This is a genomic window from Amycolatopsis sp. NPDC049868, assembly GCF_044461365.1.
Classification (GTDB): Bacteria; Actinomycetota; Actinomycetes; order Mycobacteriales; family Pseudonocardiaceae; genus Amycolatopsis.
In genome coordinates this window covers 142,870-168,050 of the sequence record NZ_JBITKV010000009.1, presented here as the reverse complement: position 1 = coordinate 168,050, position 25,181 = coordinate 142,870, and the positions used below count along the sequence as shown (strand labels likewise).

The following is a 25,181-nucleotide window of genomic DNA, read 5'->3' as shown; positions in this document are numbered from 1 at the left end:
ATGGAGTACCGCAGGCTCGGCGCGAGCGGGCTGTCCGTCAGCGAGATCTCCTACGGCAACTGGCTCACCCACCCCGACGGCGGGGAATGCGTGCAGGCCGCGCTCGACGCGGGCATCACGACCTTCCACACCGCGGCCGCCTGGGACGGCGGTGCCGCCGAAGAGAACCTCGCCGCGGCGCTGCGCCACGCGCGCCGTGACGATCTCGTCCTGTGCACCGGTGTCTTCTGGCCGGAAGGTCCGGGCGTCAACGACGCCGGCCTCAGCCGCAAGCACCTGGCCACGTCGGTGAACGGCTCGCTCCGGCGCCTTGGCACCGACTACATCGACGTCTACCAGTTGCTACGCTTCGACTACCGCACACCGCTGGAGGAGACGTTCCTCGCGCTGTCGGATCTGGTGCGGCAGGGGAAAATCCTCTACGCCGGCACCGCGGAATGGACGGCGGAACAGCTGCTGGAGGCGCGGCCGATCGCCGAGCGGCACGGCGTCCCGCTGGTGGCGAACCAGCCGCACTACTCGATGCTCTGGCGGGTCGCCGAGGCGCAGGTCATGCCGGTGTGCGAACGGTCCGGGATCGGCCAGTTCGCGTCGGTCCCCCTCGCTCAGGGCGTGCTGACCGGCAAGTACCGGCCGGGCGAGATCCCGCCGGGCTCACGCGGCGCGAAGGCCGTCGAGACGCGGCCGTTGCTCCTACCGGACCTCCTCGAACGCGTCGGCATGCTGCGCGGCGTCGCCGACGAGGCCGGGCTGACCATGGCCCAGCTGGCGCTCGCGTGGACGTTGCAGCACAACACCGTCGCTTCGGTGGTGATGGGCGCGAGCACCGCCGCGCAGGTGACCGAGAACGCGAAGGCGGCCGGGGTGGTGCTGGACCTCGACGCGCTGACCCGGATCGATCACCTGCTGGGCAGCTTCGTGCAGACGGATCCGCGGCTGACCTGGTCACCTCCCGCAACCACCTGACGTGTGCTTCCCAAGTACATGAAGGCCCCCTTCCTTGCGCTAGACGCAAGGAAGGGGGCCTTCATGTACTTCAACAGCGGGTCAGCTCAGGCTGGAGCAAGGCCTAGCGTCAGGATCCTGCGCACCCTTGGGCACCCACCGCACGTTCGCGAACGAAGCCGAGAACCGGCCGTCGGTGTACACCAGGAACGGCGTGTTGACGTTCTCCAGATCCAGACCGTTCGCGAAGCACGACACCGGGATCTTCACCGTCGACTTCGGCGCCCCCGCCAGGTCGGTGAACAGCTTGGTCGCGTTCACCTCGGAGAAGCACGGGTAGACGCAATGCATGCTGATCACCGTCCGGTTGGCAGGCGCCTCGTGCACGACCGTGTCGAACTCCAGCGCCGCGTCGGCGTTGAGGTAACCCCGCAGATCGTTGGTACCGGCCGGGTTCTGGAAGTAGATCTGCGCCGGGCCGGTGCCGGTCCAGGTCGACTTGAGCCCGTCCTGCTGGACGTTCACATCCGACTGCACGACCGCGATCTCGGCATGTGCCGCGGTGCCGTCGGGCCCGATCTCGGTGCCGCCCCAGTTCTCCGCGGAACCGATGAAACCCTTGTACGGCGCGACATCGGTGCGGTTGAACACCTCTAGATCCTCGGTCGCGGTGCCGCCGCCACCGGTCGAGCCGCAGGTCACCGGCCCGGCCGTCTCGTCCAGCCGCCCGACGGTGACCCGCTGCCCGGTCTTGAGGCCGTAGCCGAGTTTGAACAGCGGGTCGTAGTCCGCCGAACCCGCGTTCAGCGGCGTCTGGCACGCGCTCTTCGGCCACGAGTACGGCAGCGTGCCCTTGAAGCCGCCCTTGACCAGGACATCGGCGACGCCGCCGCCTTCGGTACCCGGCAGCCAGGCCGCGACGAACGCGTCCGAGCGGTTGATCTCCTTGTTCATGTACAGCGGGCGTCCACCGACGTAGACGGTGACGACCGGAGCGCCCTTCCCGTGGACCTTGTCCAGCACGGCCAGGTCCTCGGGGTAGAGCTTCGAAGCCTCCAGGGTCTTGCGCGTCAGGTCGCCGACGCCTTCCGCGTACGGGGTCTCGCCGATGACCGCGATGACCGCGTCGTAGCCCTTCGGGTCGGCCTCGCCCTTCTCGTCGAAGGTGACATTGACGTCGCCGAGCTGCTGCTTGAGCCCGGCGAGGATCGACGTGGCGTTCGGGAAGTCGGCGTTGGTGTTGCCGGTCCCCTGCCAGCTCAGCGTCCAGCCGCCGGTCTGGTTCTGGATGCTGTCCGCGCTCTTGCCGACCACGAGGACCTTCGACTTCGGCTTGAGCGGCAGCACGTTGCCGTTGTTCTTCAGCAGCGTCTGCGAGGAGCGCACCGCGTCACGCGCCAGCCAGGTCTCCTTCAGCGCCTCGTCGGAGTTGGCGTAGGACCGGTCCGACGGCTTCTGCGACTCGTACAGCCCGGAGCGCAGCTTGACACGCAGGATCCGGGTCACCGCGTCGTCGATCCGCGCGAGCGGGATCTGGCCGCCCTTGACCTGGTCGACGGTGTTGGTGATGAACGCCTTCCAGTCGTTCGGCACCATCACGATGTCGATACCGGCGTTGATCGCCTGCGGGCAGGAGGCGTTGGTGCAGCCGGGAACCTGGCCGATGCCGTTCCAGTCGGACACGACGAGGCCGTCGAAGCCCATCTTGCCCTTGAGGATCTGGTTCAGCGCCTTGTCGCTGCCGTGCAGCTTGCCCTCGCCGATGCCGAGTTCGGCGTTGGTCCAGCTGTTGAACGACACCATCACCGTCTGGGAGCCCGCGGCGAGCGCGCCGTAGTAGCCCTGACCGTGGACGTTGATCATCTCGGCCTCGGACGACGGGTTGACGCCCTGATCCTGCCCCTTGAGGGTGCCCCCGTCACCGATGAAGTGCTTGGCGGTGCCGATCACGCCGTTGTAGCCGATGCGTTTGGCCGCCCCGTCCTGGAGACCGTTGATCGCCTCGTAGCCGTAGGCCCTGGTGATCCGCGGGTCCTCGGAGAACCCTTCGTAGGTACGTCCCCAGCGGTCGTCCTTCACGACGGCCAGCGTCGGCGCGAAGGCCCAATCCTGGCCGGTGGCGCGGATCTGCCGGGCCGTCGCCGCGGAGATGTCGCGCACCAGGCACGGGTCGTGCGCCGCGCCGAGCCCGATGTTGTGCGGGAAGACGGTGGCCCCGTACACGTTGTTGTTGCCGTGCACGGCGTCGATGCCCCAGATCACCGGGATCTTCGTCCTGCTGCTCTTCGCGGCGTCCCAATAGGAATCGGCGAGCTTCAGCCAGTCCTGCTGGGAGGCGTGCTTGTCCTTGTTCGGCCACGAGCCGCCGCCGTTGAGGACCGAGCCGATCGAGTACTGCCGGACCTCGTCGGGGGTGATCGCGGCGATCTCGGGCTGCGTCATCTGCCCGACCTTCTCTTCGAGGGTCATTCCTTCGAGGATCCGGGCGATCCGCTGTTCGTCACCGGCCTTGCCCTTGAACCGGCTCTCGACCTTCGGCCAGTCGGCGAGCGTCGGCAGGCTCTTCTCGATGCGGGCGCAGCCGTCCCGGTCGAGCGCGGGTTTCCCGATCACCGGCTGCTCGGCGGCGACGGCGGCGGGCGTGGCCACCACGGCCCCGCCGAGCAGGCTGAGACTCATCAAGGCGATCAGCGGACTTCGGCGCGCACGAGCACGTCTTGCCATGGTCTGGTCCATTCTGCGGGAGGCGGGGACCGGCCGATCCTCACCGGCCCCGGCGGCGGCGTCAAGAGTTTCCGGCCGATATGCCGACTGTTAATTTTTGCCGTAAACTAAGACTCACCCGGCCACCCGTCGCCGATTGCGCCGCTTGGCGGTGTACGGCAGCGCGAACAGGTAGAGCCCACTGAACATCAGCAGGAAGAGCGGCGGCAGTGGCGTGTACAGCACCCATTCCGCCGGGTCGCCCTGTGCCACCACGACGAAGCAGACGATGACGGTGGCGACGAAGACGAGGGACGTCCACCGGTGGAACGTCCGAATCCGCTTGCTCACGAGAACCTCCTGGAGTCGTTTTGCCTGTGGCGAAGACGCTAGGGATCCCGTGGGCACCATCGCTTCTCGATTCCTGATCGGTCCGCTTGACCTCCACATTACTTGAGCTTTTACCTTCACGGAGAACGAAGGGAAGCACTCATGACCGTCTTGGTAACCGGGGCCACCGGGAACACCGGCCGCCACGTGGTGGCCGAACTCCTCCGCCGCGGCGAACACGTCCGGGCACTCACCAGGAACCCCGCCGAAGCCCGGCTTCCGGCGGGTGTCGAACTCGCGGAAGGCACCCACACCGCGCCCGAGACCCTGACCGAGGCCTTGGCAGGCGTCACCAAGCTGCACATCACCGTCACCGCGGGACTCGCCGACGTCGGCGCCGATCTGGTCAAGCGCGCCGTGGACGCGGGCGTGCGCCGGATGACCATCGTGTGGGGCGGTTACGTCGGGCCGACGGAACAGGCCATGGCCGAATCCGGGGTGGAATGGACACGCCTGGAGCCGCAGGAGTTCATGTCCAACGCCCTGACCTGGGTCGACTCGGTCCGCGCCGAAGGGGTGATCCGCGAGCCGTTCGACCTGCCGAGCGCCGTGGTGCACGAGGGCGACATCGGCGCCGTCGCGGCGACCGCGCTCGCGGAGGACGGACACTCCGGCAAGGTCTACAACCTCACCGGTCCGCAGGCGCTGACCACGAGCGAACGGATCGCGATCCTCGGCTCCGCGGTCGGCCGTGACATCACACTGGAGAAGATCACGCGGCGGCAGGCGATCGACCGGCTGCTCGCCGAAGGTGTCTCGGTCGCGGACGCCGAGTACGTCGTCGGCTGGCACAGCGATCCGCCCGTGGAGGCGCGCACCGTCGTCGACACGATCGAGAAGGTGACCGGACGGCCTGCCCGTACGTTCGCGCAGTGGGTCGCCGAGCACGCCGAGCGGTTCAGGGCGTGAGCGGTCCGACCGCCTTCACGATTTCCAGCACCGGCGCGGTGTGCACCGTGTGGATCGCCCGCAGCGCGCCCAGCCGGTGCGTGAGGTAGTGGTGCAGCGCGGCGGGATCCGGGCACAACGCCTGCGCGGCCAGGTTGGTGGGCCCGGTCGTGGCGACGACGACGGCCAGTTCCTCGTGAGTGGCCAGCGTCGTCGCCACCTCGTCGAGATCCGCCGGCGCGACGGCCATCCACAGGAACGCCTGAGTGGTCACGCCGTACAGGGCCGCACTGATCTCGACGTCGAAGAAGAGCGTGCCCCGTGCGCGCAGATCCGCCAGCCGACGGGCCGCCGTCGCCGGGGCCAGGCCCGCCGCGGCGGAGAGGTCCGCGATGCTCGCCCGGCCGTCGTGCCGGAGGGCGGCGATCAGCGCGTGGTCCGCCGCCGTCGGCTGGCTCTCCTCGCCAACGGATTCCGGCGGTCGCAACGCTTTCTGCTGTTCCTCGGTCAGCGCGGCCACCCGGCCGCGCCACGCCGTCGGGCCGCCGAGGTAGGTGTGCAGGATGAAATGCGCGGACACCGCCGTGACACTCGCGGCGCGCGGGATGTCGTGCAGCAGCATGGCGCTCTGCGCGTGCCGCGGCGTGTGCGCGATCGTCACGATCTCCGTGCCGCCGGAGGTGAGCTTGACCCACGACGTGTCCGGCCGCCGGGCCAGCGAACGAGCGAGCGTCCGTGCGGCCGCGGGCTGCGCGCTCAGGCGGACGAGCCACTGCGTCAGCCCCGTCCGGTCGGGATCGGGCAGACCCACCACGCGTAACCCGGCTTCGGCCCGGAGCCGCTGATAGCGCCGAGCGATGGTCTGGGTCGAGACACCGAGCACCGCCCCGATCCGGCTGAACGGCGCACGGGCGTCGATCTGCAACGCGTGGAGCAAAGCACGGTCTATGTCGTCGAGCATGGAATATTTCGTCCATTCGAGCCGGTCTTCGGGGAACAAAAGTCATCTTCGCCGCACCATCCTGGTCATGCAACTGACGAAGACCAGAACCGTTCCGCTCGCCACGCTGCTCGCGGCGGAGGCGATGAACGTGCTGGACGCGACGATCACCCAGGTCGCCGGTCCGGCGATCCACGCGGACCTCGGCGGCCCCGCGTCCGCCATTCAGTGGTTCGGCGCCGCGTACACGCTTCCGTTCGCGGTACTCCTCATCACCGGCGGCAGGCTCGGTGACCTGCTGGGCCGCCGCCGCGTGTTCCTGTCCGGCGTCGCGGTGTTCGCGCTGGCTTCCCTGTGCTGCGCGCTCGCGCCGGGCACCGGCGTGCTCATCGGCGCGCGAGCGGTGCAGGGCATGGCGGCGGCACTGGTGATCCCGCAGACCTTCGGATTGATCAAGGCCTTGTTCTCCGGCCCGACGCTGGCGGCGGCTTTGGGCTGGAACGGACCGGTGGTCGGCCTGTCCGCCGTGAGCGGACCGTTGCTCGGCGCCTTGCTGACGGATCTGGTGTCGTGGCGGGCGGCGTTCCTGGTGAACGTGCCGATCTCGATCGCGGTGCTCGTGGCGGGACGACTGCTGCCGGAGGACCGTGCCGAGCATCCGGTCCGGCTGGACGTGCCGGGCACCTTGCTCGTTTCGCTCGGCGTCGGGCTGCTCGTGTACCCACTGATCGACAGGTGGAATTGGGGTCTCTTCACCGCCGGCGCCGCCACGCTGGTGTTGTTCGGGTTCCATCAGCGGAACCGACGTCATCCGCTGGTCGAGCCGAGCCTCTTCGAGCACCGCGGTTTCCCCGCGGCGCTGGCGGCGTCGACCCTGTTCTTCGCCGTGATGAACGGGGTGATGCTCGTGGTGGTCCTGCACCAGCAACTCGACGAGGGTCTCGGCGTGCTCACGTCCGGGCTGACACTGCTGCCGTGGTCGGGCGGGCTGGCGCTTTCTTCGTGGGTGGCAGGCCAATGGCTCGTTCCCCGATTCGGATCCCGTGTCGCCTTCGCCGGTCTGGCACTGCTGCTCGCGGGAATCGTGCTCGCGATGACGGGCCCGCTGCCGCTCGCGCTCGGGATCGGCGGGCTCGGCCTGGGGCTGTTCACGGTGCCGTTCTTCACCGCGGCGCTGTCCGTCGTCCGTCCACAGGAGACCGGATCCGCGGCGGGCCTGCTGAACGCGGTGCAGCAAGTCGGCGCGACGCTGGGCATCGCGGTGTTCGGCACCGTCTTCCTGCACGGCCATTCCGTGGTGCGGGCGTTCACGCTCGCGGCGGTACTGGTGGTGGCGACCATGGCCGCGACCGCGCTGATGCCCCGAACCGGCTCGCTCGCTAACCCTCGGCGGCCTTGAACCACGCACCGATCCCGGCGAGCGCGCCCGGACCGTAGTCACCCCGGACGTCGTCGGCCAGGTCCGCGATGGAGACGGCGCGCAACGCCGCCCGCCATTGGATTTCGGCGTTCGCCATCGCGCGGCTGATGGCGCACGGCGTCGTGCACGCCTCGGGCGGCGTCGCCATCGGGCCGCGCTGCCGGATCTCGGTGCAGACGAAGGCAGGGCCGGGTCCGTCGATGGCCTCGACGACGTCGAGCACCGTGATCTCCGAAGGCGGCCTGGTGAGGACGTAGCCACCGGCCTTCCCCTGCACCGACCGGATGAGACCGGCCCGGGAAAGGGCCTGGAGCTGCTTCGCGAGGTAGCTCGGCGAGACGTCGTGCAGCTGCGCCAGGCGCGCGGCGGGCGCGGGTTCGTCGACGGAGGTCAACACGACACAGCAGTGCAGGGCCCACTCGACCCCACCGGACATCTTCACCCGGGTGACTCTAACCCGGCTCTTGACTCGGACACAATATGTCCGAGTATTATCTCGGACACGAGGTGTCCGGGTTTGCGGGCGCCGCCGACGAAGGGCATTGGGTCATGAAATTCGCGATCATCGGCGGGACCGGGCTGATCGGCTCGCAGGTCGTGCGCATCCTGAACGAGGCAGGGCACGAGGCGGTGCCGCATTCGCCGTCCACCGGGGTCGACCTGCTCACCGGCCAGGGCCTGGACAGCGCGCTCGACGGCGCCGACGTGGTCGTCAACCTCACGAACTCGCCAACCTTCGACGACGCCTCCCCCGCGTTCTTCCGGATGTCGATGGACAACCTCGTCGCGGCCGCGAAGAAGGCGGGCACGGGGCATTTCGTGATCCTGTCGATCGTCGGCGTCAACCAGGTGCCGGACCTCGACTACTACCGGGCGAAGACCCTGCAGGAGGACATCCTCAAGGAGAGCGGTGTCCCCTACTCGATCGTCCGCGCCACCCAGTTCATGGAATTCGTCGGCGCGGTGCTGTCCTGGACGTCCGACGAGACCGTCGTCCGCCTGCCCAGCACGCCGATCCAGCCGATCGCCGCGGCGGACGTCGCCGCCGCCGTTTCCGAGGTCTCGGCGGGAAAGCCGTTGAACGGAACCCTCGACGTGGGCGGCCCGGACGTCTACCCGCTCGACGAACTGGGCCGGATCACCTTGTCCGCCAAGGGAGATACGCGTCCGGTGACCGTCGACGAGACGGCGGGCATGTTCTCCGCGGTCAAGGGTGACGTGCTCACCACGAAGGACGGGGCGCGCATCGCCGCGACCCGCTACCTCGACTGGCTGAAGTAGCGGCGAAGCGCGTGAAGGCCCCCTTCCCTCGACTGAGCCGAGGGAAGGGGGCCTTCACGCGCTTCAGCCCGCGGTCAGCTGGGCAGCAGCGCCGGAGCCGCGAGACGGCTGGCGTTCGCCGCCTCGTCGTCCGGCTGGGCCTGCGCGGAGCGTTCCGCCTCGACCCGCGCGAGGTAGTTGGCGACCTCGCGTTCCTGCTTGTGCGAGTCCCAGCCCAGCAGCGGCGCCATCAACCCGGCCACCTCCGGCGCCGCGGTCACGCCGCGATCCCGCTCCTCGATGGAGATCCGTGTGCGTCGCGTCAGGACGTCCTCCAGGTGCAGCGCGCCCTCGTGGGAGACCGCGTAGACGACCTCCGCCTTGAGGTACTCCGCCGTCCCCGGGATCATCTCGCCGAGTTCGGGTCGTTCCGAGATCGACTCCAGGATGTCCTCGATCGCCGTGCCGTAGCGCTGGAGCAGATGCTCGATCCGGCCGATCGGCAGGCCCGCACGCTGGGCGAGCGAGTGCCGCGCTCCCCACAGCTCGTGATAACCCGTCGCGCCGACGATCGGCAGCCGCTCGGTCCACGACGACGGCGCCGGGCGGCCGAGGTCCTCCACCGCGACGTCGACCGCGTCGGCGGCCATCACGCGGTACGTCGTGTACTTGCCGCCGGCCACGATCACCAGACCAGGCACCGGATGCGCCACGGCGTGCTCCCGCGACAGCTTCGTCGTCGACGTCGCCTTCGCGGCCAGCAGCGGCCGAAGCCCGGCGTACACGCCTTCGATGTCGTCCGCGGTGATCGGCGTGCGCAGAACCGCGTTGAGGTGGTCGAGCACGTAGTCGACGTCCGCTTGGCTGGCCGCGGGGTGCTCGCGGTCGAGGTCCCATTCGGTGTCGGTGGTGCCGACGATCCAGTGCCGTCCCCACGGGATGACGAACAGCACGCTCTTCTCGGTGCGCAGGATCAGCCCGGTGTCCAGGTCGATCTTCTCGCGCGGCACCACCAGGTGGATGCCCTTCGAAGCGCGCACGGTGAACGGCGCGGGGATGCCCGCCGCTTCGGCCATGTCATCGCTCCACACGCCGGTGGCCGCGACGACCGTCTTCGCCCGGACCTCGATCTCGGCACCGCTCTCGCGGTCGACGACCTTGGCTCCGACGACGCGTTCGCCGTCGCGGATCAGCGACGTGACACGGGCGCGAGTAAGGACGGAAGCGCCCTGTTCCGCCGCCGTCCGCGCGATCGTCATCGTGTGGCGGGCGTCGTCGACCTGCGCGTCGTAGTACTGGATGGCGCCGATCAGGGCGTCGTCCGCGAGGCCGGGAGCCACCTTGCCCGCGCCGCGTTTCGACAGATGCCGGTGCCGCGGCAGGGCGCGCGCTCCGCCGAGGGTGTCGTAAAGCGTGACACCCGCGCCGATGTAACCGCGTTCCCAGACGCGGTGCTTGAGCGGCACCAGGAACTTCACCGGCCGGACCAGGTGCGGCGCGAGGGTCTGCAGGAGCAGGCTGCGTTCCTTCAGCGCCTCGCGGACCAGCTTGAAGTCCAGGTTCTCCAGGTAGCGCAGCCCACCGTGGATCAGCTTCGAAGACCGGCTCGACGTCCCGGCGGCGAAGTCGCGGGCCTCGACGAGCGCGACGGACAGTCCGCGCGACGCCGCGTCGAGCGCGACGCCGGCCCCGGTCACTCCCCCGCCGACGACCAGCACGTCGATCTCCTCACGAGCGAGCTTGCGCAGCGTCTCGGCACGGTAGACCGGGGAAAGCGGTACGGATGTCACCTTGTTCCTCCTGTTCATCGGGCTCACTCGACCTCGACCCAGTCCAGCGTGCGGCCGACGGCCTTCTGCCAGCCCGCGTAGCCCTCGGCGCGCTGTTCGTCCGTCCACGACGGCTCCCAGCGCTTGTCCTCGTTCCAGTTCTGTTCCAGCTCGTCGGTGCTCTTCCAGAACCCGACGGCGAGCCCGGCCGCGTAGGCGGCGCCGAGCGCGGTGGTCTCCGCGACGACCGGCTTCGACACCGGCACGCCGAGGATGTCGGCCTGGAGCTGCATGCAGAGTTCGTTGGCGGTCACGCCACCGTCCACACGCAACACGTCGAGCGTGACGCCGGAGTCGTTCTGCATGGCCTCGACGACGTCGCGGGTCTGGTAGCAGATCGCTTCGAGGGTCGCCCGCGCCAGATGCGCGTTGGTGGTGGCGCGGGTGAGGCCGACGATCGCGCCGCGCGCGTCGGAACGCCAGTACGGGGCGAAAAGCCCGGAGAACGCGGGGACGAAGTAGACGCCGCCGTTGTCCTCGACCTGACGCGCGAGGCTCTCGCTCTGCGACGCGCCGCTGATGATGCCCAGCTGGTCGCGCAGCCACTGCACGGCGGAACCCGTGACGGCGATGGAGCCCTCCAGCGCGTACACCGGTTTCTCGTCACCGAACTGGTAGGCCAGCGTCGTGAGCAGCCCGTGCTTCGAGCGCACGACCTCGTGCCCGGTGTTGAGGAGCAGGAAGTTGCCGGTGCCGTAGGTGTTCTTGGCCTCGCCGGGGCGGAAGCACACCTGGCCGACGGTCGCCGCCTGCTGGTCGCCGAGCACGCCGGTGATGGCGACCTCGCCGCCGAGCGGGCCGTCCGCGCGGGTCACACCGAAGCGGCCGTTGTTCGAAGACGGCGCGATCGACGGCAGCATCTGCTTGGGGACGCCGAAGAACGACAGCAGTTCGTCGTCCCACTCCAGCGTTTCCAGGTCCATGAGCATGGTGCGCGACGCGTTGGTCGGATCCGTCACGTGCACGCCGCCGTCGGGTCCGCCGGTGAGGTTCCAGATGAGCCAGGAATCCGTGGTGCCGAAGAGCGCGTCACCCTTTTCGGCGTCTTCGCGGACACCGTCGACGTTCTCCAGGATCCACTGCAGCTTGCCGCCGGAGAAGTAGGTCGCGGGCGGGAGACCGGCCTTGCGGCGGATGACGTCGCCCTTGCCCTCGCGTTCCAGTGCCGAGGCGATCCGGTCGGTGCGGGTGTCCTGCCACACGATGGCGTTGCAGTACGGGCGGCCGGTGCGGCGGTTCCACACGACGGTGGTCTCACGCTGGTTGGTGATACCGAGCGACGCCAGGTCGGCGGCGGTCAGTTTCGCCTTGTTGAGCGCGGTGGCGATGACCGAACGGGTCCGCTCCCAGATCTCGGTCGCGTCGTGTTCGACCCAGCCCGGCTTCGGGAGGATCTGCTCGTGTTCGAGCTGGTGGCGGGCGATCTCGTTGCCGCCGTGGTCGAAGATCATGAAGCGCGTGCTGGTGGTGCCCTGGTCGACGGCGCCGATGTAATCAGACATGGGTTTCTCTCCTTAGGAAACGCGCTCGATGTCCTTGGCGGGCAAGGCTTCCGGTGCCGGTTCGGCGGGCAGGTAACGCTCGATGAAGAACTTGTAGATCGCCCCGCCGATGACCGCACCGATCACCGGGGCCACGATCGGGATCCACCAGTAGGGATAGCCGTACTGGTCGGTGAACGCGGTGTCGTAGCCGGTGAGCCAGGACATCAGGCGCGGACCGAAGTCGCGGGCGGGGTTGATCGCGTAGCCGGCGTTGGTGCCCCAGGCCATGCCGATCGCGACCACCAGGAAGCCGACGACGACCGGGGCGAGGTTCGCGGCGGGCGCGGTGTTGCGCAGGTCGGTGATGGCGAAGATCACCAAGGCGAGGATGGCCGTTCCGATGATCTGGTCGCGGAAAGCGCCCCAGTCACCCACGGGCAGGGTTCCGTTACCCGGAAGAGTGGAGAACACGCCCTGGGTCTTGATCGTCAAACCGGGGTCCGCGGCGTTGAGCACCTCGGTGTAGTTCCAGCGCACCAGCAGCGCGGCGAGGAACGCGCCGGCGGTCTGCGCCAAGGCGTACGGGGCGACCTTGCGCCACGAGAAGCCCTTGAACACCGCGAGCGCCACGGTGATGGCGGGGTTCAGATGCGCGCCACTGATCCGTGAAGCCACGTAGATACCCAGCGTGACACCGATTCCCCACGCCCACGCGATGCTGTCGTGGTCCCCGATGCCCGCGGCGACGACTTGAGCCACCACCCCGCAGCCGAACAGGATGAGGATCATCGTCCCGACGAACTCCGCCGCCAGTTCGCCCGCCAGTCCGCGAGCTTTGAGGTTTCGCACCATTGCTTCCTCCACAAAGGACACCGTTGCCCTGTTGAGGCCGAAGTTAAGTTCGCGGAAACGCGGGGTCAACGGACACCGGTCGGCATTGTCGAACGTCCGAAGACGATGTTCGACATTGTCGAATCAGGGCCGGTCGGGCTACGGTTGAGCCGTGCCCGGTCCGATCCAGTCCATCGAGCGCGCCGCCGCGATCCTGCGGCTGCTGGCGCGCGGTTCAGGCCGTCTCGGGGTCGGCGAGATCGCCGATTCCCTCGAACTCGCCAAGGGAACGGCGCACGGGATCCTCCGCACCCTGCAGGGGGTCGGCTTTGTCGAACAAGACCGTGACACCGGGAAATACCAACTGGGCGCGGCGCTGCTCCACCTGGGCACGAGCTACCTCGACGTCAACGAACTCCGCTCCCGCGCGATCAACTGGGCCGACGCGCTGGCCGCGCGCAGCGGTGAAGCCGTCCGCATCGGCGCGCCGCTGGAGGGCCGGGTCCTGGTGGTGCACCACGTGTTCCGGCCCGACGACAGCCTGCAGACGCTCGACGTCGGCACGCTTCTGCCGCTGCACGCGACGGCGCTCGGAAAAGTCCTTCTGGCCTATGACACCGGTCTCGTGGCATCGTTGCGCACCGGCGGACCGGAGGCCTACACCCGCCGGACCCTGGTCACCCAGACCGCGATCAAACGCGCCTGCGGCAAGGTGCGCGAGGCGGGCTGGGCGAGCGAGAACGGCGAGATGATCACCGGCGAGGCCGGGATAGCCGCGCCGATCCGCGGCCACGGCGGCATCGTGGTCGGCGCGATCGGGGTCTCCGGCGCGGCGGAACGGATCTGTGAAGCCGACGGCAGCCCGATCCCGCGGCTGCTCGGCCACGTGCGCGACGCGGCACGGGCGGTCTCCCGCGATCTCGGCGCGTCCCGATGGTGATGGAGGTGCTCGCGTGGTCCAGCGCTACGTGATGTCGATCGACCAGGGCACCACTTCGACGCGGTGCATCCTGTTCGACGCGCGCGGCAGGCTGGTGTCGGTCGCGCAGCGCGAACACCAGCAGCATTTCCCGCGGCCGGGCTGGGTCGAACACGACGCGACGGAGATCTGGCGCAACGTCGGCCGGATCGTGCCGCAGGCGCTGGCCGACGCCGGCGTCGAGGCCGCGCAGGTGGTCGGCCTCGGCATCGCGAACCAGCGCGAGACGACGGTGCTGTGGGACAGGCACACCGGCAACCCGGTCGGGCGAGCGATCGTCTGGCAGGACACCCGCACCGACGCGATGCTCGAACACCTCGCCCGCGAGCCGGGCGCCGACCGCGTCCGGCGGCTGTGCGGGCTGCCGCTGGCCACGTACTTCTCCGCGCCGCGCATCCGGTGGATGCTCGAACGGACCCCTGGCCTGCGGGAACGCGCCGAACGCGGCGACGTCCTGTTCGGGACGGTGGAGAGCTGGCTGATCTGGAACCTCACCGGCGGTCCCGAGGGCGGCGTCCACGTCACCGACGTCACCAACGCCTCGCGCACCATGCTGATGAACCTGCGCACGCTGTCCTGGGACGACGAACTGCTGGACTTCTTCGACGTCCCGCGCGCCATGCTGCCGGAGATCCGCCCGTCGACCGAGGTGTACGGCACGACGTCGCGGGTCGTTCCGGGTATCCGGATCGCGGCGGCGCTCGGCGATCAGCAGGCGGCGCTGTTCGGCCAGACCTGCTTCGCGCCCGGCGAGGCGAAATGCACGTACGGAACCGGCAGCTTCCTGCTGCTCAACACCGGCCCGACGCCGGTGCTTTCGACCCACGGCATGCTGACCACCGTCGGCTTCAAGATCGGCGACGAACCCGCCGTGTACGCGCTCGAAGGGTCGATCGCGGTCACCGGCTCGCTGGTGCAGTGGTTCCGCGACGGGCTCGAACTGATCGGCAGCGCGCCCGAGATCGAGACGCTGGCGCGGACGGTGGAGGACAACGGCGGCTGCTACATCGTGCCCGCCTTCTCGGGCCTGTTCGCGCCGCACTGGCACAGCGAGGCGCGCGGCGTGATCGCCGGGCTGACGTCGTACATCACCAAGGGGCATCTGGCCAGGGCCGTGCTGGAGGCGACGGGCTGGCAGACCCGGGAGGTGGTCGACGCGATGAACGCCGACTCCGGGCTCGCGCTGTCGACGCTCAAGGTGGACGGCGGGATGACCGCCGACAACCTGCTGATGCAGTTCGTCGCCGACGTCCTCGACGTGCCGGTGGTGCGTCCGATGGTCGCGGAGACGGTGTCGCTTGGCGCGGCGTACGCGGCCGGATTGTCGGTCGGTTACTGGCCTGACCTGGAGGGGCTGCGCCGGAACTGGCACCGCGCCGGGCAGTGGCTGCCGACGATGGACCCCGCCCGCCGCGACAGTGAGTACTCGCATTGGCGCCAGGCCGTGGAGCTGACGTTCGGCTGGATGCGCCCCGGCCCGACGGCCGCTCCCCCGGGTTCCGACCTGGTCGAGGTCGTCCTGGCCGATCACCGCCGGATCGAACAGCTGTTCCGCGACCTCCGCAACGACGAGGCCGACCGGCAGGCGCTGATCGCGGAGCTCTCGGCGTCCTTGGTCGCCCATGCGATCGCGACGGAACGGATCGTCCGTCCCGATGCGACGGAGAACGGCCTCGCGGACGAGCTGCTGGCCGTACTGGAGTCCACTGACTCCGAGAAGGCCTTGGTGGCACTGGAGAATTCGGTGGACGCGCATATCCGCGCGGAGGAACGCGGGTTGCTGAACGAACTCCGGCGCACACTGTCCACTTCGGATCGCACCGGCCTCGGCCGGGCGTTCGTGGCCGAGCGGCAGCGGCAACTGGACCTCGGCTGCGGGTCCGTGGCGCACGTCCGCGAGCAAGGTTCCCGGCTGCGCCTCTCGTGACGTGCTAGCCTGTCGCCGTGCGCCGCTTGAACCGACTCGTAGTCAAGCGCGCCGGCTGAACCAGGTCGCCGGCGCGCATTCCGGCGACCCCTCGATACGGGGCATCTCCCGGGACCTGGCCCTCCATGGCCTGTACGTTCCCCGCCTTTGGAGACCACGATGTCGATCACCGCTTTCCAGGTTCCCGCCCCTCGCTCGTCCATGCTGGTCCGCCGCCGGATCGCCACCTATTTCGTCGGCGGCGTCGAACAGATCCCCGGCCTGCTCGCCGCGCTCGGCTGCCTGGTCCACGACCTGTCCGTCGACGTCCGCGACGGCGTCCGGGAAAGCACCATGACCTGCGCCGTCCTGATCGACGCGGCCGAGGTCGAACCCCTGCTGGCCCGGCTGCGGGGACTCTCCTCGGTCGTCTCGGCCGAGCTGGTCTGACCGCCGCGTGATCAGAGCCGGAACTCACGTGATTGCACGGCGATCTCGCGTGATTGAGCGGCGATCACGATGATCGCCGCCTGATCACGCATGATCGCTGTCCAATCACGCGTGTGCGCTGTCTGATCACGCGTGATCGCCGTTCGGGCACAAAGTCCCCTATGCCCGGAGTCACTTGCACAGTTCCGTGCAGCCGGTCATCGGATGGCCATACATCTCTTGACTTAGTTAAGAAGCCTTCTTAACTTCGATTTCATGGCCGAAACTTCTCGAAACAGCAGGTCCGAAGCCTATCGTCGGCTCAGCTTGGCCGAGAAACACGACAAGTTCGTCAATAAGTACTCGCGGCGGACCCTGTTCCGGGTGGGCGCGGTGAGCGGCGCGGCACTCGCCGCCGGCGGCGTCCTGCTTCCGGGCGCGGCCGCGGCCTCCCCCGGGCCGACGGTGCTGCTCAACGCCGACAAGGTCGCCGGTTCGGCGCTGCGCCCGTTCGGACGGCACCTCGCCTACGGGGCCGACCCGTCCCAGCAGGTCGTCGTCTCCTGGCAGGTACCCGCGGCGGTGACCGCGCCGTTCGTCCGGATCGGCACGGTGCCCGGCGACTTCAGCCCGCCGATCCCGGCCGAGGTCCGGGCGCTGACCAGCCAGATGTCCTGGCAGCATCCGGTCGAGGAGGTTCCGCCGAACAGCCCGAAGTCGATCACCCAGTACTACCTCCACGCCCGGATCGACCGCCTCCTGCCCAACACCACGTACTACTACGTCGTCGGCCACGAGGGCTACGACCCGGCCACCCGGCTCGGTGAGATGGCGAGTTTCCGCACCGCTCCCGCCCCGGGCGGCGACGGCACGTTCTCCTTCACCGCTTTCGGCGACCAGGGTGTCGGCTACAACGCCGTCGCGACCAGCAGCCTGATCGCGGGCCTCGATCCGGCCTTCCACCTCGCCATGGGCGACCTGAGCTACGCGCTCGAAGGCGAGGGCGGGCACCCGGAGGAAGACAAGTACGACGCACGGCTCTGGGACTCCTTCTTCGTGCAGAACGAACCGGTCACCGCCGGGATCCCGTGGATGATGGCGCTCGGCAACCACGAAATCGAGGGCTGGTACTCCGAGGACGGTTACGGCGGCGTGCGGGCGCGCTTCACCATGCCGGACAACGCCTGGGACGGCTCCACCTGCATCTACTCATGGCGTTATCAGAACGTCGGGATGATCAGCCTGGATGGCAACGATGTCTGCTACAACAGTCCGTCCAATCTGGACTACACCAAGGGCAAGCAGCTCAAATGGCTCAGCAGGACACTCGCCGCCTTTCGCGCCGATCCCACGATCGACTTCATCGTCGTCTACTGCCACCAATGCACGTATTCCACCTGTCATTCCAACGGTGCCGAACTCGGCGCGCAGACGGATTGGGCACCGCTGTTCGACAAGTACCAGGTCGATCTGGTGCTCAACGGCCACAACCACATCTACGAACGCACCGACCCCATCCGGGCGGGCAAGGCCGTCAAGAAGGTGCCCTCGCGTGGGACCACCGACCCGGTCAAGGACGGGACCACCTACATCACGGCGGGCGGCGGTGGCGGGAGCGTCTCCGAGTTCCCCGCGCCCGACACGTACCTTGGCCATGAGACACCCAACGACTCCCCTGTCCCGATGAAGTACTCCGAACGGGACGGCCAGGATCGCACCAAGAAGGTCACGTGGTCCCGTGTCCGGTTCCGCGGCTACAGCCTGGTCGCGGTCGACGTCGTCGCGGGCACGGGCACCACACCGCCCAAAATGGACGTTCGCGCGATCAGCGCCGACGGCACCCTCGTCGACCAGATCATCGTGCGGCGTTCCTGACCGGCGGCTTTTCCTCTCGTTACAGAGTCATGACAAGAACAAGACGGGGCCACGATGATCGTCTCTGAACATCGGCACCATGTTCGACCAACGAACCAGGCCCATCGCAGTGCCCGGGGCGAATCGGCGACCAGGACTTCGCGTGACGATCCTGATCGCCTTCCCGGTGATCGCCGCGATCCTCGGCTACGTGATCTTCCAGTCCGTCGCGGACGGCGAGACCGCTCCGGAGAGACGCGACGCCACCGTCGTCTTCGACCGCAAGTCGGGCGAGCAGGTGATCGGCGACCGCGGCTCGGAGAAATTCCGTACGGCGTCGGTGGTGAAACTGTTCATCGCACTGGACGCCGTCACCCGCAAGGCGAGCAAGGCCGACGAAGCCCAGCTCCACCGGATGCTGGCGAAGAGCGACGACGCCGTCGCCAACACGCTCTGGACCAGGAACGGCGGCCCCGCGATAGTCACCAGGACGGTGGCGGTGGCGGGCCTGAAGAACACCATCCCGCCCGCCGACGCGGGGCGCTGGGGCGACACACTGTCCACAGCGGACGACATCGCCGCGGTGTACCGCCACATCCTCGGCCTGCCGAAGACCAAGAGGAACGTGATACTCAAACCGCTCCGGGAAGCGGCCCGTACCGCCGCCGACGGGTTCGACCAGCACTTCGGCATCCCCTCGGCGTTCGGCGACCGGCCGTGGGCCGTGAAACAGGGCTGGGCCGCCGGGCGGGGCTCGGTGGACGCGCATACGACGGGGCTCGTCGGTGAAGGCGACCGCTACATCGTCGTCATCCTGTCCGGTTCCGCCGAAGGCACCGACCTCGACGCGGCGACGGCCGCGGTCACCTCGATGGCCAGGTCCCTGGCTCCCCGACTGGGAAAGTGACTTCGGCCGCGTTCTCCACAGCGATCTTGAAAGCGCTTACAAGAAGGTCGGCGAAACAGGTTCGGGGAGCCGCCGAGTCCCCTCCTGTCTGGGCTTTCAGCGTGGCCAGCTGCTCGCCGGCCAGCGGCGCGACCCGGTCCATGAACTGTCCGAGGAACCGCAGGGCGGCGACGGGCGGGATCCCGGCCACGGCGAGGTCCGCCACCGCGCGCGAAACGGACGGGCGGACGACGGCAGGGGCTCCCGTGCCGTCCCTGCCGAGCACACCGTGGCGTTCCAGGCACCGGGCGACGGCGGGCTGGTCGCGGGCGATATCCGCCATCGCCGCGTCCAGCTGCTCGGCGCGGTCCACTGTGGTCGTTCCGAGCATCGCGGCGATGGACACCAGGTTGAAGCCCTGTTTCTGCAGCATCGTGATACGCCGCAGGCGCCGCAGATGGGCCGGGCCGTAGTAGGCGGACCTGCCGTGCCGGACCGGCGGGGCGAGCAGGCCCCGCGTCTGATGGGCCCGGATATTGCGCGCCGACATGCCGACGATCGTGGAAAGTTCTTCGATCGTGTATCCGGCCGGCCTCGGCGAAAAGGACTTCACGCCGACAGTTTAACCAATGGTCGGATGAGTACACCACAGAGCCGGGGTAACGGCGGCATCACCGTCAACCGGCTGAATCATCGAGTTGCCATAAGTTCATCGGTTCCAGGCGTCGAGCGCAAGGTCAACGGCCGAGTTACATGGTTTCGTGTCAAGCAATGCCGGTTTTGGGGCGTTCCACAGTGCCCGGCTACTCCAGTCAGGCGATCTTGATGGGCTGGCGACTTCTTTGCCGTTTAAATGCACCCGAGACATCAGATGTCTCAACTCTGTCGACGTCCGCGGAGCGCCGCTGAACCCGATGGTTGGTCGTCAAAGTTTCAACCTTTTTCCCAGGAGGTTCCCATGTTCTGGAAACGGATCGCGGTCGCGGCCGTGGCCGCGACCGGGTTGGCCACGGCGCTGGTGGTGTCCCATCAGGACACTCCCGCCGCCGCGATAGAGCCCGTCGCGGCGAAAGTGCCCGCGTTCGACCACATCGTCCTCGTGATGTTCGAGAACAAGGATTACAAGGAGATCAGCGGCAGCTCCAAGGCACCGTACTTCAACAAACTCGCCTCGCAGGGCGCCAAGTTCACCAAGGCGTACGGGACGACGCATCCGAGCCAGCCGAACTACATCGCCCAGTTCGCGGGTTCGACGCACGGTGTCGACAGCAACAAATGCCAGGATCTCGGGAACAAGGAGAACATCGCCTCCCAGTTGGCGGGGATCGGCAAGAAGTTCGTCGGCTATGCCGAAAGCATGCCTTCCGACGGCTACACCGGCTGCACGAAGGGCAAATACGCCCGCAAGCACAACAGCTGGGTCAGCTTCAGCAATGTCCCGTCGTCGGCGAACAAAAGGTTCTCGTCGTTCCCGAGCGACTTCACCAAGCTGCCCCACGTCGCTTTCGTGACCCCGGACCTGTGCAGCGACATGCACGACTGTTCGGTCGACACCGGCGACAAATGGCTGAAGAACAACCTCGACGCCTACGCGCAGTGGGCCAAGACGCACAACAGCCTGCTGATCGTCAATTTCGACGAGGACAGCGGGACGTCGGTGAACCAGATCTTCACGACGTTCGTCGGCGCCCACGTGAAGCCGGGCAGCTACAGCGAATCCATCAACCATTACTCGATCCTCCGCACGATGGAAGCGTCGTTCGGCCTGCCGGGCATCGGCAACGCGGCAGGCAAGTCCCCGATCACGAGCGTGTGGCAGTAGCCGGGTGAACCCGCGGGCGTGTCCACTGTGGACGCGTCCGCGGCACGCCGCCACCTTCGTTCTCTCGACTCCACCGCAGGAAGGCACGACCGTGAACACCCGCACCCGCGTCCTGATCGCCGTCACCGGAGTACTCACGCTGACCGCGGCCGCCGTGATCTACGTCGGGGTGGCGGGCGCGCGCAACCAGGACACCGCGTCGGCTGGCACCAGCGGCGCCGTCACCCTCGAAGGCGGGCGTTTGCTCTTCCGCAGCACCGCCGACGCCGACCGTGGGCACGTGTCCAGCGTCAGCGCCGCCGACCCCGGCGGCGCACGCGCGGTGTCGACCGTGTCCTGCAGCCGGGTCTACGCGGCGGGCGGCACCGGGATCTGCCTGCGCCCGGAGACCGGCCTGACCACCTACCAGCTCGCCGTGCTCGACGACCGTCTCACGGTCAAGCAGGAGATCCCGCTGGTCGGACTGCCCAACCGGGCGCGGGTCTCGCCGGACGGGCGGCGGCTGGCGTGGACGGTGTTCGTCACCGGCGATTCCTACAACGGCGGCCGGTTCTCCACCCGCGCCGGCACCCTCGACCTCACCACCGACAGCGTCGAGGGCACGCTGGAGGACTTCGCCGTGACCGTGGAAGGCAAGCCGTACAAGGCGGCCGACTTCAACTTCTGGGGCGTCACGTTCACCCGGCAGCCGGGCCGGTTCTACGCCACCATGTCGACCGGTTCCCACCGGTACCTCGTCGAAGGCGACTCGACGGCCCGGACCGTGAAGACCTTGCGGGACAACGTCGAATGCCCGTCCCTCTCCCCCGACGAGACCCGCGTCGCCTACAAGGCCGCCATCGACGGCGATCCCGCGAAGGGCTGGCGGGTGTCGGTGCTCGACCTCGCGAGCGGCACCGTGACGCCGCTGGCCGAGACCAGGAACGTCGACGACCAGCCCGCGTGGCTCGACGACCGCACCGTCGCCTACGCCCTCCCCCGCACCCAAGGACATTCCGACGTCTGGGCCGTGTCCGCCGACGGCTCGGGCGCGCCGCGGCTGCTCATCCCGGAGGCCGACTCGCCCGCCGCGCTGTCCTAGGCTCTCGGCATGAGGGCCGCGCTGCTGATCGTCGACATGCAGGAAATGCTCGTTCCCCTGGTCTGGCGTGGCGAGGAACTGGCGGCCCGGATCGCCGCGCTCGCGCGCCGGGCCAGGTCGGAAGGCGTTCCGGTGATCGCGCTACGGCAGATCGGCGCTCCCGGCACCGACTTCGACCCCGCGTCGCCGGGCACCCGGATCAGCGCGCTGCTCGGCCTCGAACCGGTCGACGTGGTGGTCGACAAGACGGCGACGGATTCCTTCTACCGCACCGGGCTGGCGGGGCTGCTCGTCGACCGGGCCGTCGACACCGTGGTGCTGACCGGGCTGGCCACCGACTACTGCGTCGACGCGACCGCCCGGTCCGCGCAGAGCCACGGCCTGGACGTCGTGCTGGTCGGTGACGGCCACGCTCCGTCGGCCGACGGCGACCCCACCACCGGGCTGACCGCCGAACAGGTCGTCGCCCGGCACAATCTGCTGTTGAGCACGGCGATCCACCCCGGCGGGCGGCTGCGCGTGGTGCCGTCGGCGGAGGTCGAGTTCACCGGACCGTAGGATCGGCCCGCCATGATCACGAACTTCCTGCTCGACCACTCCGCCCTCGTGCCGGTGGCGATCCTGCTGGTCGCACTCGTCTGCGCCGTTCTCGGCCACCTGTTCGCGGGCAGGCGACGAGTCCTCTGGGCGCTCGCGGGAGTGGCGCTGGTACCGGTCTTCGCGCTGACACTGGTGCCCACCCGGCACACGATCGACGAGATCCTGTGCACGGTCCAGTTCTCCCTGCCCACGCTCGGCTCGGTGGAGCTCCTGGCCAACGTCGCGCTGTTCCTGCCGCCGGTCTACTTCGCCGCGCTGGCGTCCCGGCGCCCCGTGACGATGCTCGCGGCAGGCTCGGCGCTGTCCGCGGTGATCGAGGCCCTGCAGGCGTTCGTGCCCGCGATCGGCCGCGCGTGCGACACCAACGACTGGCTGATGAACACCATCGGCGCCCTCCTCGCGGCGGGCATGGCGTGGCTGATGAGCCGCCGTGTTCAGTCGGGCAGCTCCACGGGCGCGATGTCGTCGTAGACGTCGCCGGGCCCCGGGTTCGCCGGATCCGTCTCGCCACCGAAGTGGTGCAGCACGCCCCACACCGCGTTGAGCGCCGTCTGAACGGCGCCTTCGGCCCAGCCCGCCGTCCACGAGACGTCGTCGCCCGCCAGGAAGAGGCCGCGGTGACGCTCCTCCAGCCGGTCCTGTTTGAAGTGGGTGAACAGCCGGTGCTGGTAGCGGTAGTGACCGGGCAGGTTGGCCTTGAACGCACCCATGAAATGCGGTTCGGCCTCCCAGGACACGGTCACCGGGTCGCCGATGATATGCCGCCGGACGTCGACGCCGGGGTAGATCTCCTTCAGCGACTGCAACATCACCTCGACCCGCTCGGACACCGAAAGCGGCAGCCACTTCAGCGAATCGTCGGCCCAGGTGTAGGACAGGCAGATCACCGCGGGCGCGTCCGGATCGTCGCCGAGCAGGTACGTGCCGCGCGGCATGCGGTCGGTCAGCGTCATGCTCATCGTGTCGCGCCCGGTCTCCGGGTCCTTGTCCAGCCAGAACGGCCGGTCCACCGGGACGAAGACCTTCGAGGACTCCATGTAGTGCGTGCGCTCGATCGCCGTCCAGTGGTCGATCGGGAACAGCGCCTCGTCGCATTCGATCTTCGACAGCAGCATCCAGCTCTGCGCGGTGAACACCGCCGCCGGATAGGTGCGGATACGGCCTTCGGTGTCGGTCACGGTGATGTTGTTCGGCGCGGTCCGGTGCAGCCGGGCGACGCCGGGGTTCGGGCTCCCGCCGTGCAGCGAACTCAAACTCGTTCCGGCGGGCCAGAACGCGATGTCCTCGGGTGCGTGTTCCCACAGCCGCAACGGAAGCCGCCTGCTGCCGCCGACGATGCTGCGGTGCTCGTCGTCGGCGCCGGTGTAGACCACCCGCAGGATCTCCAGGATGGAGTTCGGGAAGTCGGTGTCCCAGCCGCCGGTGCCGAAGCCGACCTGCCCGAAGATCTCGCGGTCGCGGAACGAGGCGAACGCGGGCGAATCGCAGAGGAAACCGTAGAAGGTCTGATTGTCCAGCTTCGGGACGAGCTCGTTCCACAGCCGCTTGATCGTCTTCACGTCGCGGTCGCGGATCGCCTTCTGCATCTCGGTGAACGCGGCCTGCTCGGACAGCGTGCTGTCCCACGCGGCCGCGACCTTGCCGAAGACGGCGGGAAGTTCGTCCGCCGTGCGCGCGTAGTGGCTCTCCCCCTTGAGATCGACGACGGTGCTCGGCGTACCCGGCGCCAGCGGGTTCGGGAACGGCGTCGTCTCCAGGCCGACCTTGTCGATGTAGTGGAACAGCGCGGTCGATGCCGGCGGGAAACGCATCGCACCCATCTCCGCGACGACGTCGTCCGGACAGCCGGGGAAGTTCACCGTGCGCAGGCGGCCGCCGATCTCGGCGATCTCGTACACGACCGGGCGCAGGCCGAGTTTCATCAGTTCGTACGCGGTGACGATGCCCGAGAGGCCGCCGCCGATCACCGCCACCTCGGTGCCGTGCCGCTCGGCCGGAAGGGAGCCGAGCCCAGCGGGGTGGGCGAGGAAATCGTCGTAGGCGAACGGGAAATCCGGGCCGAACATGGTGATCGGGCGGCCCGCCGGTTCGTCGTGGTGGATCGCGGTCGGGAGGGCGGAGGTCATGCGGAAAGTCCTCGGTAGAGATCGGGCCGCCGGTCGGCCAGGTGGGTGTTCTCCAGTCGCGACGCGACGAGCGCGTCACGGGTGACTTCGGCGCTGATCAGCTCCGGACCGGCACCCGCGCCTGCGAGCACTTCGCCGGTCGGGGCGACGACGCGGGAGCGGCCGCAGTAGGTCAGTTCCTGTTCGGTGTCGCACCGGTTCGCGTACGCGACGAACAGCTGGCTCTCGTAGGCGCGGGCGGGCACCAGCGTCTCCGCGACCAGTTCGTACGGGCTCATCAGCGCGGTCGGCACCACGAGCAGTTCGGTCCCGGCCAGCGCGTGCGCGCGTACCAGCTCTGGGAACTCGACGTCGTAGCAGATCAGCAGGCCGATCCGGAGACCGTCGAGCTCCGCCTGCACCACCGCGTCGGCGCCCGGTTCGAACCAGTCGCGGTCGATGTCGCCGAACAGATGCGTCTTGCGGTAGTTCGCCAGGCGCTGTCCGCCGCGGCCGATCAGCTGGACGCTGTTGTACACGCGGCCACCGTCGGACTCGGGGTATCCGTAGGCCAGTGCGACGCCGGATTCCCTTGCCAGCACTGACATCCGGGCCGCTGTCGGACCGTCGGCGGGCTCGGCGAGCTCATGCGACCGGGCGCCGATGTGGTAGCCGGTGGTGATCATCTCGGCAGCGATCACGAGATCGGCGCCGGACGCCGCGACGGCGGACGGCAGCTCGGCGAACGAGCCCTGATGGACGGCGACCCTCATGCCGACGACGATATCCGCCGCTTCGATGCACCGATAAGGGCGATTCGTTGCGCAGG

General features: G+C 68.6%; 23 protein-coding genes. 13 read left to right on the top strand and 10 right to left on the bottom strand.

Annotation, left to right across the window (positions count from 1 at the left end):
• Positions 1 to 966, top strand: coding sequence for an aldo/keto reductase (locus ACIBTM_RS31670; protein ID WP_395880816.1), 966 nt, complete (start codon positions 1 to 3; stop codon positions 964 to 966).
• 81 nt (positions 967 to 1,047) lie between these two features.
• On the opposite strand, the gene ACIBTM_RS31665 is transcribed toward ACIBTM_RS31670, so the two are convergent.
• Both ACIBTM_RS31665 and ACIBTM_RS31660 read right to left on the bottom strand, forming a co-directional pair.
• Complete coding sequence (locus ACIBTM_RS31665; RefSeq protein ID WP_395880992.1) at positions 1,048 to 3,624, bottom strand: glycoside hydrolase family 3 protein; 2,577 nt, start codon at positions 3,622 to 3,624, stop codon at positions 1,048 to 1,050.
• A 159-nt stretch (positions 3,625 to 3,783) separates the two neighbouring features.
• Positions 3,784 to 3,999, bottom strand: a complete 216-nt coding sequence (locus tag ACIBTM_RS31660) for a hypothetical protein (RefSeq protein ID WP_378370682.1) — start codon at positions 3,997 to 3,999, stop codon at positions 3,784 to 3,786.
• 141 nt (positions 4,000 to 4,140) lie between these two features.
• Here ACIBTM_RS31660 and ACIBTM_RS31655 point away from each other — a divergent pair, with 141 nt between their 5' ends.
• The gene (locus ACIBTM_RS31655; RefSeq protein WP_395880815.1) at positions 4,141 to 4,947 is read left to right on the top strand and encodes an NmrA family NAD(P)-binding protein; all 807 of its coding nucleotides are present in this window, start codon (positions 4,141 to 4,143) and stop codon (positions 4,945 to 4,947) included.
• On the opposite strand, the gene ACIBTM_RS31650 is transcribed toward ACIBTM_RS31655, so the two are convergent.
• Positions 4,937 to 5,887 carry an Lrp/AsnC family transcriptional regulator gene (locus ACIBTM_RS31650; protein WP_395880814.1) on the bottom strand — a complete coding sequence of 317 codons (951 nt, stop codon included), beginning with the start codon at positions 5,885 to 5,887 and terminating at the stop codon, positions 4,937 to 4,939. The two genes, ACIBTM_RS31655 and ACIBTM_RS31650, sit on opposite strands and share 11 nt — an antisense overlap.
• A 67-nt stretch (positions 5,888 to 5,954) precedes the next feature.
• On the opposite strand from ACIBTM_RS31650, the gene ACIBTM_RS31645 reads away from it, so the two are divergent.
• Complete coding sequence (locus ACIBTM_RS31645; RefSeq protein WP_395880813.1) at positions 5,955 to 7,265, top strand: MFS transporter; 1,311 nt, start codon at positions 5,955 to 5,957, stop codon at positions 7,263 to 7,265.
• On the opposite strand, the gene ACIBTM_RS31640 is transcribed toward ACIBTM_RS31645, so the two are convergent.
• Positions 7,246 to 7,722, bottom strand: a complete 477-nt coding sequence (locus ACIBTM_RS31640; RefSeq protein ID WP_395880991.1) for an RrF2 family transcriptional regulator — start codon at positions 7,720 to 7,722, stop codon at positions 7,246 to 7,248. The two genes, ACIBTM_RS31645 and ACIBTM_RS31640, sit on opposite strands and share 20 nt — an antisense overlap.
• Positions 7,723 to 7,835: 113 nt before the next feature.
• On the opposite strand from ACIBTM_RS31640, the gene ACIBTM_RS31635 reads away from it, so the two are divergent.
• Positions 7,836 to 8,567, top strand: a complete 732-nt coding sequence (locus tag ACIBTM_RS31635) for an SDR family oxidoreductase (RefSeq protein WP_395880812.1) — start codon at positions 7,836 to 7,838, stop codon at positions 8,565 to 8,567.
• A gap of 74 nt (positions 8,568 to 8,641) precedes the next feature.
• On the opposite strand, the gene glpD is transcribed toward ACIBTM_RS31635, so the two are convergent.
• From glpD to ACIBTM_RS31620, 3 genes are read right to left on the bottom strand one after another with little or no spacing between them, the layout of a single operon-like run.
• Positions 8,642 to 10,354, bottom strand: a complete 1,713-nt coding sequence (glpD, locus tag ACIBTM_RS31630) for a glycerol-3-phosphate dehydrogenase (protein WP_395880811.1) — start codon at positions 10,352 to 10,354, stop codon at positions 8,642 to 8,644.
• 5 nt (positions 10,355 to 10,359) lie between these two features.
• Positions 10,360 to 11,877: a glycerol kinase GlpK gene (gene glpK, locus ACIBTM_RS31625; RefSeq protein WP_395880810.1), complete on the bottom strand. Its 1,518-nt coding sequence runs from the start codon at positions 11,875 to 11,877 to the stop codon at positions 10,360 to 10,362.
• A gap of 12 nt (positions 11,878 to 11,889) precedes the next feature.
• Positions 11,890 to 12,711 (bottom strand): MIP/aquaporin family protein, encoded by an 822-nt coding sequence (locus ACIBTM_RS31620; protein WP_037339527.1) that lies wholly within the window; start codon positions 12,709 to 12,711, stop codon positions 11,890 to 11,892.
• Between the two features lie 151 nt (positions 12,712 to 12,862).
• Here ACIBTM_RS31620 and ACIBTM_RS31615 point away from each other — a divergent pair, with 151 nt between their 5' ends.
• The 5 genes from ACIBTM_RS31615 to ACIBTM_RS31595 all read left to right on the top strand — a co-directional run bounded on the left by ACIBTM_RS31615 (position 12,863) and on the right by ACIBTM_RS31595 (position 18,765).
• Positions 12,863 to 13,630 (top strand): IclR family transcriptional regulator, encoded by a 768-nt coding sequence (locus ACIBTM_RS31615; protein ID WP_016335197.1) that lies wholly within the window; start codon positions 12,863 to 12,865, stop codon positions 13,628 to 13,630.
• 13 nt (positions 13,631 to 13,643) lie between these two features.
• Positions 13,644 to 15,596 carry a glycerol kinase GlpK gene (gene glpK / locus ACIBTM_RS31610; RefSeq protein ID WP_395880809.1) on the top strand — a complete coding sequence of 651 codons (1,953 nt, stop codon included), beginning with the start codon at positions 13,644 to 13,646 and terminating at the stop codon, positions 15,594 to 15,596.
• Positions 15,597 to 15,755: 159 nt separating this feature from the next.
• Complete coding sequence (locus ACIBTM_RS31605) at positions 15,756 to 16,025, top strand: hypothetical protein (protein WP_395880808.1); 270 nt, start codon at positions 15,756 to 15,758, stop codon at positions 16,023 to 16,025.
• 306 nt (positions 16,026 to 16,331) lie between these two features.
• Complete coding sequence (locus ACIBTM_RS31600) at positions 16,332 to 17,879, top strand: purple acid phosphatase family protein (RefSeq protein ID WP_395880807.1); 1,548 nt, start codon at positions 16,332 to 16,334, stop codon at positions 17,877 to 17,879.
• Positions 17,880 to 18,021: 142 nt separating this feature from the next.
• The gene (locus tag ACIBTM_RS31595) at positions 18,022 to 18,765 is read left to right on the top strand and encodes a hypothetical protein (protein ID WP_395880806.1); all 744 of its coding nucleotides are present in this window, start codon (positions 18,022 to 18,024) and stop codon (positions 18,763 to 18,765) included.
• Here ACIBTM_RS31595 and ACIBTM_RS31590 read toward each other — a convergent pair.
• Positions 18,722 to 19,357 (bottom strand): MerR family transcriptional regulator, encoded by a 636-nt coding sequence (locus ACIBTM_RS31590; RefSeq protein ID WP_395880805.1) that lies wholly within the window; start codon positions 19,355 to 19,357, stop codon positions 18,722 to 18,724. The genes ACIBTM_RS31595 and ACIBTM_RS31590 overlap by 44 nt on opposite strands.
• 345 nt (positions 19,358 to 19,702) lie before the next feature.
• Between ACIBTM_RS31590 and ACIBTM_RS31585 the strand changes: the two genes are divergently transcribed.
• From ACIBTM_RS31585 to ACIBTM_RS31570, 4 genes are all read left to right on the top strand, one after another.
• Positions 19,703 to 20,566: an alkaline phosphatase family protein gene (locus tag ACIBTM_RS31585; RefSeq protein WP_395880804.1), complete on the top strand. Its 864-nt coding sequence runs from the start codon at positions 19,703 to 19,705 to the stop codon at positions 20,564 to 20,566.
• Between the two features lie 91 nt (positions 20,567 to 20,657).
• Positions 20,658 to 21,647 carry a TolB family protein gene (locus ACIBTM_RS31580; protein ID WP_395880803.1) on the top strand — a complete coding sequence of 330 codons (990 nt, stop codon included), beginning with the start codon at positions 20,658 to 20,660 and terminating at the stop codon, positions 21,645 to 21,647.
• 9 nt (positions 21,648 to 21,656) lie between these two features.
• The gene (locus ACIBTM_RS31575) at positions 21,657 to 22,205 is read left to right on the top strand and encodes a cysteine hydrolase family protein (protein ID WP_395880802.1); all 549 of its coding nucleotides are present in this window, start codon (positions 21,657 to 21,659) and stop codon (positions 22,203 to 22,205) included.
• 12 nt (positions 22,206 to 22,217) lie between these two features.
• Positions 22,218 to 22,718 (top strand): VanZ family protein, encoded by a 501-nt coding sequence (locus ACIBTM_RS31570; RefSeq protein WP_395880801.1) that lies wholly within the window; start codon positions 22,218 to 22,220, stop codon positions 22,716 to 22,718.
• Here ACIBTM_RS31570 and ACIBTM_RS31565 read toward each other — a convergent pair.
• Positions 22,682 to 24,373: an NAD(P)/FAD-dependent oxidoreductase gene (locus tag ACIBTM_RS31565; RefSeq protein WP_073844227.1), complete on the bottom strand. Its 1,692-nt coding sequence runs from the start codon at positions 24,371 to 24,373 to the stop codon at positions 22,682 to 22,684. The genes ACIBTM_RS31570 and ACIBTM_RS31565 overlap by 37 nt on opposite strands.
• Complete coding sequence (locus tag ACIBTM_RS31560; RefSeq protein ID WP_395880800.1) at positions 24,370 to 25,125, bottom strand: carbon-nitrogen hydrolase family protein; 756 nt, start codon at positions 25,123 to 25,125, stop codon at positions 24,370 to 24,372. The genes ACIBTM_RS31565 and ACIBTM_RS31560 overlap by 4 nt, the downstream gene beginning before the upstream one ends.
• Positions 25,126 to 25,181 lie beyond the last annotated feature (56 nt).